Origin of the sequence: Legionella longbeachae (genome assembly GCF_004283175.1) — a bacterium.
GTDB lineage: Bacteria > Pseudomonadota > Gammaproteobacteria > Legionellales > Legionellaceae > Legionella > Legionella longbeachae.
Genome location: NZ_RXNW01000015.1, coordinates 45,010 through 58,148, shown reverse-complemented (window position 1 = coordinate 58,148; position 13,139 = coordinate 45,010). Strand labels below are relative to the sequence as shown.

Below are 13,139 nucleotides of genomic sequence, written 5' to 3'. Positions count from 1 at the left end.
GTTATGAATAAATTAACTATGATTTTATTAGCATTGATACTTCCACAGGCTGTACTTGCCAGTTCATTGCTACCCAATGAGTCGGACTATTATTACAAGCTGGGAGGCTCATCAAATCTTTATGTGCCACCTGTGAATAATGACCAGACTATTACTATTGGCGGTAATGTTGATACTCGCTTGGGATTTACCTGTAACGGATTTAATCCAGTGGTTTCAATTACCAATACTTTTCAGGATATGAAATCTTCAGCCATGAATATTCCCGGTGGTGTTATTGATAACCTGAAGGGTTCTGTAGCGGGTTTCCCGATGTATAAACTTCAGCAATCCATGCCAGCTTTGTACAACGTATTACAGAACACCGCAGCAAATGCCATGAATGAATTCAGTGTCAAAGTGAAAGACTGTCAGGATGTCAAAAAGACGCTTGAAGAAGGTCAATCGCCTATGGAAAGCATGTTGTCTGTTTCTGATAGTCAGGGTTGGCTTGATGCTGCCAAACGTGCCAAAACTGAAAATGTTGATGTAACGGCAACAGCTAAAAATATTGCCAAAAAAAGGGATGAATACGGATTACCATGGATAGGCAAGGAAAGTGGTAATGCTGGTGGTAAATATCAACGCCCCATCAAAGTGATTAATGATGTAGTTATTGCTGGATACAATATTCTGCTAAACCGCAAGCCACTTAATAATGAGCAAAAATCAAATACTGTAACGCCCATGACACAAAACTGGAAAACACCGGTGGAAGCAGCCAATTGGGCTGTTAAAGTTTTAGGTGATATTCATGTCAGCAGCTCGGAAGATACAGCAGATAAAACCAAGCATGATGCAAAAGCTGGTATTGGTTTATCCGCATTATTACAAAGCTGTGATAGCTCTAATACATGTACCTCCAATGTATCGAAAGCACTTTGGCAACTGGTGGATAAACAATGGCCATTAACTGAGGAAAAACTCAAACTGGTCAGTGCGTCCAATTTAATGATCACCGATGAAATCATTATCACTATTCAAAGAATGCCACGCGAAGAACAAATCCTGACTGTATCGAAACTGGCAGAAGAAATTGCCGTTCAAAATATGCTGGATAAGGCTATGATGATGCGCCGAATTTTGCAATCAGGGTTGCAAGTTCAAGAAGTACAAAATCTAAAACCTGCCTTGGATATGGTGAAATTTGCCTTGAAAAAGCTGGATGATGATATTCATTCATTGGCATTTGAAAATGATGTGCGTAAAAAGATGATGACAGAAACTTTAGGCCTTTTAATGGACATTCGCAGCAATGATATTGCTAAAGGTTTACCAGGTGATGATCATGAACAATCCCAAGTGAAAAACGGTGCGGTCTATGTAAAACAAGCTTCCAGAGGTGCCTGATATGATAGTTTTTAGTCCTTTATCGCTTTACACAACCTATTTAGGCTGGCAGCAATATGAAGTCTTATTTAACGCTCTGTGGCAAACAGGGCTTTTATACCTTGGCTTTCTAATGGTGGGATACCGCTTTTTGAAAAATGTCCTGGCTCCGAGTGGTTCCACTCATCATGCAGCCGAACATGCCCTGAATAGCTTTCTTTATGAACTGGCGGTGACCTTCTTAATTTGCGGACTCTTTGTCTATCCTTGCGTACCGCTAGAAGAAAAAGCCATGAGTTTTAAACCCATGTGCGGCATCAAGAAAGGCTCGGATGCTAAATCATCCACGTTAAAAGATACCGGTACGACTTATGACGAAGCCTTTGCTGATGTATTAACGCCTAATGTCAAAATGCCAATAGGTTTTGCGATTTTGCAAAACTATATGTCCGGTTTAACGTATGGTTTGATGAAAGTGACCGGATGCACGGATAGCTTGCAAGCTATTGAAGGTGATTTGATTTCTACTTATCTACCTGCCGATGTGCGAGAACAAGCACTTAAATTCCATCGTCAATGCTTCCTTGAAGCACGAAGCAGTTATTACAATGAGAAGCATGACAAGGCTAAAGTAGATGATATTTTAAAGAAATACGGTGGTGAGGAAGATTTGAAATGGGTGGGTTCAAAAGTGTTTCAAACCCTGTATTACAATAAAATATATGCTCGCCAACCAGTGCCAGGATTCAGTTTCAAGGAAGCGCCTAACAAAAATCTGGAAAATGCAGCCGAGCGAGGTGATATTGATGCAAAACATCTTCCAGAACAAGGCTATCCAAGCTGTAATCAATGGTGGACAACATTGAAAACTGATTTGGTTCAAGTCGCTAATAATGCCAGTGTGTTTGATAGCCATCTTAATTATTACGCTGTATTGGACAGAGTGCGTACTTTCAAAAATAATCATCCTAAAGCATGGGGCTCACAATTAAGCTCAGAGGATTATATTGCCAAGATGCTTTTAAATGACAGCCGTGACATGCAGGCCAATAGCGTTAAAAACATGATGGATAATACTAATGGCGCTTTCGGTGGCGCAATTTCGCATGGGCTGGTCAACATTGGTCAATGGACAAAGTCATGGACTTCGACACCTTTAAAACGAGAAGCTATCATGCAAACATTACCTGTCATGCAAGCTTTTTTGTATTTCTTTATTATTATCATGACACCGGTTATTTTGGCTTTGAGTGGTTATAATCCCAAGGCTTTAGGCAGCATCTGCGGACTGTTCATTATGGCGATTTTTCTACAATACCTCTGGCACCTTGTTGGATTTGTTGAACGAAGTGTACTTGATCCGCTGGGGCAAAACGATGCGGTTTCAGCCATGAGGAATATGGCAGTCTTGTTTTATTTTATTGTACCGATGTTACTACTAAAACTTTCCAGCCATTTTGGTGGTGAAGCTGGTGCTGCATTAGGGGCTTTAGTTAATGAAGCAGGTCAACAGAGTGACAAGGTTGCTAATTCTGCATCCGATACCATAAGGCAGAGTGCGAAAATTGCCAGTGCAGGAAAAATATGACTCAATTAATTTTAATCGCCGTGGATATGCCGTGCATATTCAGAACCAGAGATCAGCCCATCATCATAAAGCTGTTTGGCTTTTGCGGCGGAGTAACGAGGTCTTTTTCGCTCATCCGAAGCAAAGGAGGTAATCACTTGTAAAGCAACAACAGCAACTTTCCCAAGGACTCTCAATGCCATAAAGGCCATGGATTTACGATTTTTGATATTCCCAATCATGAGGATTTGTCCATGTTAAATAAAACTATTCGTACAACCATTATAGCCATAACAAAGTATATTCTGCCAGTAGTCCTTCTTTTGTTGTTAGGGCCTCTACTTGTACAATTTAGTCAGCAGTTAACACAAGCCAATCAGTTCTTTCATTTACACCAAGGCGTATTTCTTTTCATGCACAGCCTTTTGTATCTTGCTCTTTATTGGTTATGGCCGCGTATTATCCATAGGCTGGTGAATCGCAGCCCTCATGAAATAACACAAGAGCAAATCAATTTTGCTTTAAACGCAAAATGGTATTTATTGACAGCCTTAGTCTTTTTTGAGCTGCTTTTTTGGTGGAGATAATCATGAGTCATTATCCCGTTGAAAACTTGCTCCGCGAACCAACCGAAATTTATACCAGTATGACCTGTACTGCACTGGCACTGCTCGCTGCATCCCAGCCCCATCTATTTTTATTAACACAAGGCATGGGCTATAACGCAGCCTTAAGTTTAATGGCTTTGAGTGTGGTTCGAGGATATCAGGCTTTTAAAATAAAACGCTATCACAGGCGTTTAATAGCTATGCCTTTCTATGCTCTGTCTACGACTCAAGTACCTGTTTCTCAGAAATGGCTATTTCTGGGTAAAGGTTTTCGCTGGTTGCCACACCATACGCAACGATTGCATCAAATCAAGCAAATAAAAAATGAAGCCTTTATGCAACGGGGAAAATGGTATCAAGCGGTAAGGAAGTTTTGTCAAAATCACGAAGCCTCCTATTTGGCAAAATTACTCGGCTGTTCTTCAAAACTAAATCCCTTTAGACCTGATCCACCAGTAGGTGGTAGTCCCTACCTGCATGGTTTAGGTGAAAAAGACGATCCGGTTTATATTCCACAGGACGTAAGGGTTGGCCATACGTTTGTAGTAGGCACTACTCGCGTGGGTAAAACAAGATTAGCCAGTATCCTTATTAATCAAGATATAAGAAATGGTGATGCAGTCATTGTTGTTGACCCCAAAGGTGACCTGGATTTAGTTCGCGATATGTATTCAGCCTGTGAAGCATCCGGTCGTTTGAATGACTTTCGTATTGTTCATCTTGGGTTTCCAGATCTGTCAGCCCACTATAACCCATTAAAAAACTATGATCAGGTTAGTGAAGTTGCTACTCGCATTACTGACGCTATTGCTGCGGAAGGCGAAGGCAAACAATTCGCAGCCTTTGCATGGAAATACGTCAATATCGTTGCCATTTGCCTAGAAGAAATGAAACAACCCATTACTTATAAATCCATAGCATTTTATATCAGCCGCCTTGATCAACTACTCATGACCTATGCGGATACCATCATGCCTGCTCACTATCAGGATTACCATACACAAATTGATGCAATACTGACGCATCATGAAGAACGCCAGAGCCGTAAAAATAAAAATACAGCACCAATGGACAGAACCAAAGCAGTTATTGAGTATATAAAAGAGCATATCAACAAGACCATCACTGCTGGCAATGTTGAAAGCCTTCATGATCAGATTCTGATTGATCTCTATGATGCAGCCATTATGGACAAGCATTACTATGACAAAATAACAGCCAGTGTTGGTCCTGTCCTGTCTGAAATTAATAAAAGTAATGCCACGGGTATCTTTTCCTTCAATCAAAGCCCAAATGAGATTGAACTGATGACCGCGATCAAACAAAAGAAAGTGATTTACATGGGTCTTGATAGTTTGACTAACCCCAATATAGCACAAGCAGTCGGCAAGGCTTTTCTATCAGATTTGGTATCTACCGCCGGTAAAATCTATAAGGAAAGTAACGCGAATTACCGTTTGAACCTGCACTGTGACGAGCTATCAGAGATTATTCAGGATTCATTTGTGAAAATCCTCAACAAAGCCGGCGGTGCAGGCTTTCAGGTCACGGCCTATGCTCAAACAATTCAGGACATGGAAGTAGCGCTCGGTTCAAAGGCAAGAGCAGAGGTTACAGAAGGTAATTTTAATACTCTGATCATGCTACGGGTAAAAAATGAAGAAACCGCTAATTTGTTAGTTAAAATGTTACCCCAAGTTGGTGTAGTTGATCACACTCAGGTTTCTATGGTTAATGATACCCCTCATGGCGAAGATGGTGTTTACTTTAATACGACTAATGAAGATCGAGTTCAAACATCTTCTGTGCCTATGATTGATGTCAATGATGTTATTTCTTTGCCCAAAGGACAGGCTTTTGTTTTAGCGAGCGGTGGGGAGCTTTTTAAGGTAAGAATACCTTTGCCTGTGAGTGACAAAATAATAACCATGGATATTAAAAGCATTATTCATTCACTTGATAAATGAATACCTTCAAGAAAGTAATTTCGGCTAGCAAGCTTTAGTTAAACAATGATTGAAAGGCTTATTTTGTATTTTATTTTTTGAGTAATTTTATTACCATGTGATATGTTTTTATTTTTCAAGGTTAGTCCTTATGTTAATAATGGATGAGATTAAAGTAACTCGTGAATCCATAATAAATAGCGATATTGAGGCGGTGATAGATGGCTGTAATGAAACATGTCAGGACTATTGCCAACAGTTCACCCAAGCCTATTTAAAAGCCAAGGAAAACTGTGAGATAGAAAAAAGCCATGTCTATCAATTGTTAAGTTTAGTGTGTTCTTTGATATTGAGATCATCTAACGCTGATTACCCTTTTGAACCATATGCTATTTTTGGCTCAGTAAAGACTGTCATGCCATCAGATTTCACTCAGAATCAGTGTGAAACATTAGGTGAGATTTGCTCGCATATCAGCAATCCCGAACTAGCCGCAAGGGTAGCTGACCTTTCATGGATAACAACGAAGAATTTTAAAGCAGCAAAAATTGCTATAAACAAATATGTGGAATCAAGTAACAGTGTATATTGTAAAGGTAGTTGGTCATCACGAATAAAACGCCTTGAAAGAGCCATTAGGATTGCTACAAAAATTAAAGACTCGTCTAAAGATAGTATTACTAAATTGTTGCTGAGACACATAGATTCTGATGATGATTTATTTGATTTGAGAGGCGTATGTACAGTGCTAACAGTTTTAATGGATTTGAATTGTATTGAAAGGGATATAGTAGTAGAAAAGGCTTTGTTTTTTGCTACCCAAATTATGGAGTCTCATAACAATCTGATAGCCTTTGATTTTGCAAACTCGCTATATGATCTGGCTGACAAAGTATATAGAAAAAACAATAATCATAAACTATCAAAAGAGATGAAGCTCAATATTGCAAAAATTTATGAAAAGAAAGCTGCAATCGCCAGTAGTCATATTGTTGCTGCAAGTTTTCTTGGTAGTGCAATAACTGTACTGAAAGACTGTAAGGATCAAAAAGAATATATTGAGATACTGAAACGGCTACATATGGATCATAATAAATTAGCTTTAACTGAGATGACACGCTATAGCACAACCGTTGATTTGAGTCCTTTACGTACTCATATCGACAATACAATGAAGGATAAAACACTTAATGAGGCTCTATTTCTTTTCGCAAAAACAATACCAGTGATATCTTTCGCTACTTTAAAAGAAGCTGTATTAGAGCGTCAAAAAAATTGTCCATTAAGTAGCACAGCAGAAAAACCTTATATCAATAAGGAAGGTCGAGTCGAAGCAATTATTCCTGCATTACATAATTCTGATGCTGAGAAACATGATTCTGCTACAACAGCCGGATGTTATGAACTTGCTGGAGTATATTATCATATCTATACAGCAAGTATGATTTTACCGGCATTAGAGCTATTCAAAAATAATCATGACGTTACTAAAAAGCTATTATCAACCATTGTTGAGCATGCAACATTTATTCCTAAAGCAAGGAGAAGTCTTTGGATAAAGGGTTTTATGGCTGGATTCAATGGTGATTTTGATATCGCATTGCATATATTAATCCCTCAGTTTGAAGGTGGCTTAAGAAAGACTTTAGAGTTACATGGTGAAATAGTCTGGAATAAAGATGATAATGGGGTTGACTCAGAAATGTTATTAAAACAATTATTAACTTTACCCAAATCTATTGAACTTTTGGGGGAAGACACTTGTTTTAATTTAAAATGCTTATTAATTGAAAGAGCAGGGTTTAATATCAGAAATGATATGAGTCACGGACTCATGGAGGAGCAAGAGTTTTTTTCGGCCCATTCAATTTATGCTTGGTGGCTTTTATTTTGTATAATCATTAATTCAATAGATGAAAAAGCTATATTTGAAGATTCTTCGAATATAGGGGCTACTCAAGAGTTTGTTTGCGCTTGATTAGAGTATTTTGCATCCTTGATGATGATTCGAAGTGACGAGGAACACATAGTTTGAATTCACTTCATTATAATGAGAGAAATCACTCATCATTGATCAAAGAACTCTTGTATTTTTCAACAATTTTAGAAAAATACTCATTATTTTTATCTAGATCATCAGTGATATTATCAAACACTTCCAGATGGAAATATTGTGCCAAAGAATTTTTAAATTTTTCAAAAATATAAAATTCAGTCCAGAAATATGAAATTGGTGTTGAATGGCTCAGATAAACTGGTGATGCGTTTTGTAAACACCAGTTAATTATCCTTGATTTACATTTTTTGTCTTTTCTATCCTGCTTTGATTTAGCAAAAACATATCTATACCTTTTTGGTGATACACCTGTATATGGCCTTAATTTGACTACTTTTGAATCATCAGAATTAGCCTTATCCTTTACAAGACCATCAAATAACTTTTTTGTCATGCTTTTAACATAGGGTTCGATATAAACAACTTCTTTTATCCCCGAAGCAATAATATGTTTAATACATAGATGGCAAGGAAAAGTCGTACAATATAGAATTGTATTTTGCGTAGCAATTCCTCGTCTAGCAGCATCACAAATTGCTGCCTCCTCTGCATGCACAGCACGGATAAACTCTAAAGAGTCATCCAAATTATTGATTTTCTCTTCCTCTATCCGAGCAATTTTTACTCGCTCACTAAGTGGAACGCGATTTTCATCAATTGTTTTATACTCTCGCAGATCTGGCTGTGTATCATGCCAATGAAGACCACCACCAAATTTCGGAATTTCATTACATCCTGATGAAAGAATGTTGCCATCATCGTCCGTAATGACAGCGCCTACTTGTCGTGAAGGATCGCTAGAGCGTAAAGAAGAAAAATAGGCATATAACATGCCCGTTTCATCTTTAGTCGGAGTAGCAAAAGGCTCATTAAACAGTAAGTTAATCAGTCTTCTAACCTCATCTTGCAACGAAAGCATATTAATGAAATAGTGAGCTTTATGATACGTTCCCTTTGTATCTCGCCCATGACTTTTACCCTCATTTTCATCGGTATCCATTATATCATCTATGTGCTTTATTTCTGGATCAGTTAAGTTTTCACAAGATTGGAGAGAATTTAATTGAAGCGATAATAAATTGTTTTTTCTTGCGTCTTTTGCATCATAAATTGATAACAATATAAAATTTCTCCCATACACATTACGCAATACATCACATTCATAAGGGCTTTTTAATGAATCAATTACGTACACTGTTGGACATAATAATTTATTACCAAGAAGCTCTATTCTTTTGTTAAAAATAAACATCATTGAAAGAAATGCGGCAATACCCTTATTACCATTTTCTCTTGCCTCATTCATTTTATGAATTTTTTCGTCTAAGTCTGATAAAAATTCTGTCTTTTTTTCTCGCTTCAAAAAGTGAGTTATTTTGACTTTTTCTATATGGCACCCTGCTAATTTAAAAGATGATTGAAGCTCATGAATTACTTTTTGAAAATCAGTTCCAACCCCTCCAACGAGCGCAATAACCAACTCAAATGGATTCCTTGTTTGGCTTTTCATCTTGTTTTCCCATCTATCACATAACAGGTTCATTAAGTATAGAAGAAATCTTTAGTGTTCTGCGTCACTGCTAATAAATTGCAGTGACGCAGAACACTAGCATTGGTTTTATATAGTAAAATCAACATATTAAACAATTTTGTCCTGTCGGGCAGTATCCGACAGGACAAAATATTCTTTCTAAACCGCTTGCCAGGCAAGCACCATTTTGATAGTTTTTAATCAAGCGTAACTGATGAGCCTGGGAAGTTCAGGCGAAACCTAAATGGTCTTACGCTAAGCCACCCAGTTCCCTAACCCAGTGGTTGGACGTTCAAGTCGGGAAACCCTTCATGGATAATCTGCTTTTCAGCAGGGTAAGTTTATTAAACACTTACTGTCATCAACACTTCTGTAATGACCAGGAATCAGGACAAAGCCTTGCTTTGTCAATTCATTAATCTGTTAAAACTAAAAGGAGAAAACCACCAACAAAAACCTGTTTTAAACCGGCACTATCGTTTGCCTTATAACGATTGATTTGCCCCCAACCAGAGCCTAGTGGCGCAAGCCTGGTATCACTTTTGAGTGAACCGCTCGATCAACACTAAACCAAAATCAGGGCAAGTACTTTTTAGAGTAGAAGAAATGCGTAAACAGTCTTTGAGACAGACTGCCAACCGATACTTACAAATGGACAATCGGGGCAGCTTCAAGGATAAAAAACATTGTGCTTTTGTCATTCATAAAATGATTGATGATTTGTTTTTAATTGGTGATGTTCCGCCATCATGGCATGTTCTAAAAAGACACCACATAATAAAGCTGATTGAGTTTTGGCATAAAAATAAAATTAGACCTGCAACTGTCATGGACTATATGACAACCATCAGAAGATTTTTACAGGGCATTGATTGTCTTTTGCCTAAGATAGACAATAAAAGCCTTGGATTATCCCGACAGCGTAATGCTCGAAAAACAAAGAAAATGTCTCCTGATGTCTGGGTTGAAATCAGCCAACCAATTGCCAAAATTATTATGGGGATGCAAGCCCTGTTCGGTTTAACCTTCAGTGAGACAATTCAGATAATACCGGGCGTTCATATCAAAGACGATAAGCTTTGGATTACCCGGGAAATTGCTTTTAATTCAGCAGACAGAACCATTCCTTTTCGTAATGAAAATCAAACAATCATTCTTTCTGAATTAAGTCATTACGCTCAGGGCGATCAATCTCTGCTTCAATTGCATGATTATGACGATATTCTCTCGCAATGGCGCATGGCATTAAAAGCGATGAATTTATCAGCGAATAAAACCTACCGCTATCTTTATGCCAGGCAATTAAAGAAAGAACTATTGCCTGTCCTTGGAAATTACCAGACTGATTGGCTTATTCGGGATGAGATGGGAATAAAATCCCGTAATACTTTATGGGTGTACCTTCATGAGTAAATCAAAACTGAAAAGCGCTCAATACTCTATCAATGAACTGGTTAAAAACATCAAAGGATATTCTTTTGCCAGCAAAGCGGATATGCGCCATATGCTAAACCGATGTATCAAGGACTTGCATGAACAGGGATATAAATTGGGTCATCTTAATGGACTCAAGCCAAAACATATTCATACTCTGGTTGATCTATGGAAAACTCAGGGTAAAAGTACTGCCACAATTAAAAACTACATGGCAAAACTACGCAAAGTCGGTGTGCTGCTGGATAAGCCTCAGCTTGTTAAGTCTGGAAACGATAACTATCAAATAAACAGGCGTAGCTATGTGCCAACTTATAACAAAGCAATTCATCAAACTGATTTTAGTAACTGCTCTGATCCATTGATTCGTCTGTCGCTTGAGTCACAATTCCTGTTTGGTTTGCGCAGGGAAGAATCCATTAAATTAATAATTAGCGAAGCATGGCAAGGTAATTGTCTGAGAATACAGCCAAGCTGGACTAAAGGAGGAATAGGCAGAATATTAAATATTACAAATGAAGAACAACGCCAATGGCTCACAAAAGCGATACAACAAATACCGGCAGGCCAATCATTAATTCCCAAGAACAAAACTTATAAACAACATCTCGGTCATTATCAAAAGCAGATAAAACTGATGGAATTAAGCAAATGCCATGGCTTACGGCATGCTTATGCGCAAAGAAGATACCTTGAGTTAACACAGCAATTTGATAGTAATGGTAGAGGGATGGTTTGTCCAATTGATGGCGGACAGCCTTCAAGACAACTTAAAGGCATGGAACGGGAATGGGATCGCAGGGCAAGAGAAATAATAAGCCGTGAACTTGGCCATTCTCGTATCGCTATAACAAATATCTATTTAGGCTGCTAATATCAATAGCATGGCATGACTAAAGGTAAAGAAAAAAATGATAGAGTTACTAACAGTTCTAATCTCTTCGGGAGTCGCAATATTTTTTTACAAAGAAATTAAAAAGTGTCTATATAAAAGAACAAAACATGACTTAAAAATATATCGAAAATTCAATGCTATTTTAAATGACAATCAAATAGTTACTATTATAAAAGATACTCAGGAAGGATATTTACCTGAACATACATACGGCAGAGTTGACACTTTGGTTGAGTTTATACAGCTCCCAAAAAATAAATTTTTAGATAACAAAATTAATAAATTATTATCAGATTTAATATATGACCTTCATCAAATTGCCCAACTTTATTCAATGTGCGGAAGATGCGAACTCATAGGAAATAAATATAAATTAGTTGCTCATAAAGATGGGAACCCGGAAGAGTTTGAATTGATAAATAATAGTACAAGATACTCTAAAGAGCTTCTTAATTCTTACAGGGTATTTCGTTTAAAAATTAAAAAGAAATTTAAGTTATAATCTTTATTAAGTTCCAGTAATTGTGGTATTGATTTTTTAATTTCATTGCCTAATAATCAATTAACACAACTGATGAGTCTGCGGAATTCAGACGAAACCAACAGGTCTTGTGAATACGCCATCTTCTTCCCTAATTTAATGGCGGAACGTTTAGTCGGGAAAATATGAACCAAAAAGTATGATGGTTCATTTCACGGATTAAGTTCATGGCTTTAGCCTAGGAATGCTTCATAGCATAACTTCATTAACAATCAGGCAAATCAACCTAATGTGTTGACCATTCTACGACCCAACAGGGATTTTTATTCCTTTGGGATAGATATTCCTGCAATTCATGGAGGTATCTATGCAAGAGTGTAATTCTGTTTCAATGGAGGTTGAATATATTTTGTTTGAGTTATCACGTTGTGTTAACGACCTTCAAAGTTTTCAATCTACCTTATCAATCGATGATGCCAAAAACATTAAACTGAATGTGAGACAATTAGAGTCTTTAATTTCTTTAACTAAAGAATCTTAATACTTTCAATTCCAGTTTTGTTTTTAAGTATTAAAAATAAAAAATGAAGGAAATTTATCCCTTCGTTAACCCCCTTCGGGAGCATGCTCCCGAAGGGGCTGCTCCATAAATTAATATTAATGGAGATAACTTTATGGAAAAACCTCAAATTTATGTAGCCTGCCTTGCTTCTTATAACAATGGCATTTTATATGGTAAATGGATTGATGCTACACAAAGTGAGAGTGATATTATCGATGAAATCCATGAAATGCTTGCTCATAGCCCTGTAGAAGGAGCTGAGGAATTTGCAATTCATGATTTTGAAGGATTTGGTGATGTCAGGCTTGAGGAATACGACTCAATTTCTACAATAGTAGCTTACGCTGATTTTATTAGTGAACATGAGGAATTAGGAGCTGCATTACTAGTTGACTATGATTTTGAAGAAGCAGAAATCATGATAAGAGATAGATATCATGGTAGTTATGACTCAGAAGTTGATTTTGCCTGGTATTTATTTGAAGAATGCTATAGTAATACGATACCTGACAATTTGATGTGCTATTTTGATTGTGAGGCTTTTGCTCGCGATCTATTTATTAATGATTATTGTTCGGTAGAGGTCAATGGAATTATCTATGTGTTTTCAAATTACTAAGCCCCCTTTGGGGCTTTTTATATCATTTTGTGAAAATAAAATCAGTTCATGTTTCGGGAAAATATATGCCAT

Annotated in this window: 12 protein-coding genes; 10 read left to right on the top strand and 2 right to left on the bottom strand. The window is 37.3% G+C overall.

What is annotated here, in order from left to right:
• The first annotated feature begins 3 nt into the window (after window positions 1–3).
• Complete coding sequence (locus EKG34_RS14715) at window positions 4–1,389, top strand: integrating conjugative element protein (protein WP_080619700.1); 1,386 nt, start codon at window positions 4–6, stop codon at window positions 1,387–1,389.
• Window position 1,390: 1 nt separating this feature from the next.
• The gene (locus EKG34_RS14710) at window positions 1,391–2,956 is read left to right on the top strand and encodes a conjugal transfer protein TraG N-terminal domain-containing protein (protein WP_080619701.1); all 1,566 of its coding nucleotides are present in this window, start codon (window positions 1,391–1,393) and stop codon (window positions 2,954–2,956) included.
• An 11-nt stretch (window positions 2,957–2,967) separates the two neighbouring features.
• Here EKG34_RS14710 and EKG34_RS14705 read toward each other — a convergent pair whose 3' ends face one another.
• Window positions 2,968–3,177, bottom strand: a complete 210-nt coding sequence (locus tag EKG34_RS14705) for a hypothetical protein (protein WP_080619702.1) — start codon at window positions 3,175–3,177, stop codon at window positions 2,968–2,970.
• Between the two features lie 12 nt (window positions 3,178–3,189).
• Here EKG34_RS14705 and EKG34_RS14700 point away from each other — a divergent pair, with 12 nt between their 5' ends.
• From EKG34_RS14700 to EKG34_RS14690, 3 genes are all read left to right on the top strand, one after another.
• The gene (locus tag EKG34_RS14700) at window positions 3,190–3,522 is read left to right on the top strand and encodes a hypothetical protein (RefSeq protein ID WP_080619703.1); all 333 of its coding nucleotides are present in this window, start codon (window positions 3,190–3,192) and stop codon (window positions 3,520–3,522) included.
• Window positions 3,523–3,524: 2 nt separating this feature from the next.
• Window positions 3,525–5,510: a type IV conjugative transfer system coupling protein TraD gene (gene traD, locus EKG34_RS14695; protein ID WP_080619704.1), complete on the top strand. Its 1,986-nt coding sequence runs from the start codon at window positions 3,525–3,527 to the stop codon at window positions 5,508–5,510.
• A 130-nt stretch (window positions 5,511–5,640) separates the two neighbouring features.
• A complete protein-coding gene (locus EKG34_RS14690; protein WP_080619705.1) occupies window positions 5,641–7,467 on the top strand; it encodes a DUF4209 domain-containing protein in 1,827 nt (608 codons plus the stop codon).
• 82 nt (window positions 7,468–7,549) lie between these two features.
• Here the strand turns inward: EKG34_RS14690 and EKG34_RS14685 are convergent, their stop codons facing one another.
• Entirely contained in the window at window positions 7,550–8,908 is a 1,359-nt protein-coding gene (locus tag EKG34_RS14685; RefSeq protein WP_223800037.1) for a deaminase, read from the bottom strand.
• Window positions 8,909–9,682: 774 nt separating this feature from the next.
• Between EKG34_RS14685 and EKG34_RS14680 the strand changes: the two genes are divergently transcribed.
• The 5 genes from EKG34_RS14680 to EKG34_RS14665 all read left to right on the top strand — a co-directional run bounded on the left by EKG34_RS14680 (window position 9,683) and on the right by EKG34_RS14665 (window position 13,067).
• Window positions 9,683–10,489, top strand: a complete 807-nt coding sequence (locus EKG34_RS14680) for an integrase (protein WP_080619707.1) — start codon at window positions 9,683–9,685, stop codon at window positions 10,487–10,489.
• Window positions 10,482–11,384 carry a phage integrase N-terminal domain-containing protein gene (locus tag EKG34_RS14675; protein ID WP_080619708.1) on the top strand — a complete coding sequence of 301 codons (903 nt, stop codon included), beginning with the start codon at window positions 10,482–10,484 and terminating at the stop codon, window positions 11,382–11,384. The genes EKG34_RS14680 and EKG34_RS14675 overlap by 8 nt, the downstream gene beginning before the upstream one ends.
• A 37-nt stretch (window positions 11,385–11,421) precedes the next feature.
• Window positions 11,422–11,907, top strand: coding sequence for a hypothetical protein (locus EKG34_RS14670; RefSeq protein WP_080619709.1), 486 nt, complete (start codon window positions 11,422–11,424; stop codon window positions 11,905–11,907).
• 346 nt (window positions 11,908–12,253) lie between these two features.
• Window positions 12,254–12,427 carry a hypothetical protein gene (locus tag EKG34_RS18285; protein WP_165391550.1) on the top strand — a complete coding sequence of 58 codons (174 nt, stop codon included), beginning with the start codon at window positions 12,254–12,256 and terminating at the stop codon, window positions 12,425–12,427.
• A gap of 133 nt (window positions 12,428–12,560) precedes the next feature.
• Window positions 12,561–13,067 (top strand): antirestriction protein ArdA, encoded by a 507-nt coding sequence (locus EKG34_RS14665; RefSeq protein WP_080619710.1) that lies wholly within the window; start codon window positions 12,561–12,563, stop codon window positions 13,065–13,067.
• The last annotated feature ends 72 nt before the right edge of the window (window positions 13,068–13,139 follow it).

Bases quoted from the DNA above. Each gene is read 5' to 3' on its own strand.
- EKG34_RS18285 (WP_165391550.1), top strand. From the start codon at position 12,254: ATGCAAGAGTGTAATTCTGTTTCAATGGAGGTTGAATATATTTTGTTT.
- EKG34_RS14675 (WP_080619708.1), top strand. From the start codon at position 10,482: ATGAGTAAATCAAAACTGAAAAGCGCTCAATACTCTATCAATGAACTG.
- EKG34_RS14700 (WP_080619703.1), top strand. From the start codon at position 3,190: ATGTTAAATAAAACTATTCGTACAACCATTATAGCCATAACAAAGTAT.
- EKG34_RS14705 (WP_080619702.1), bottom strand. From the start codon at position 3,177: ATGATTGGGAATATCAAAAATCGTAAATCCATGGCCTTTATGGCATTG.
- traD (WP_080619704.1), top strand. From the start codon at position 3,525: ATGAGTCATTATCCCGTTGAAAACTTGCTCCGCGAACCAACCGAAATT.
- EKG34_RS14670 (WP_080619709.1), top strand. From the start codon at position 11,422: ATGATAGAGTTACTAACAGTTCTAATCTCTTCGGGAGTCGCAATATTT.
- EKG34_RS14690 (WP_080619705.1), top strand. From the start codon at position 5,641: ATGTTAATAATGGATGAGATTAAAGTAACTCGTGAATCCATAATAAAT.
- EKG34_RS14665 (WP_080619710.1), top strand. From the start codon at position 12,561: ATGGAAAAACCTCAAATTTATGTAGCCTGCCTTGCTTCTTATAACAAT.
- EKG34_RS14680 (WP_080619707.1), top strand. From the start codon at position 9,683: ATGCGTAAACAGTCTTTGAGACAGACTGCCAACCGATACTTACAAATG.
- EKG34_RS14715 (WP_080619700.1), top strand. From the start codon at position 4: ATGAATAAATTAACTATGATTTTATTAGCATTGATACTTCCACAGGCT.
- EKG34_RS14710 (WP_080619701.1), top strand. From the start codon at position 1,391: ATGATAGTTTTTAGTCCTTTATCGCTTTACACAACCTATTTAGGCTGG.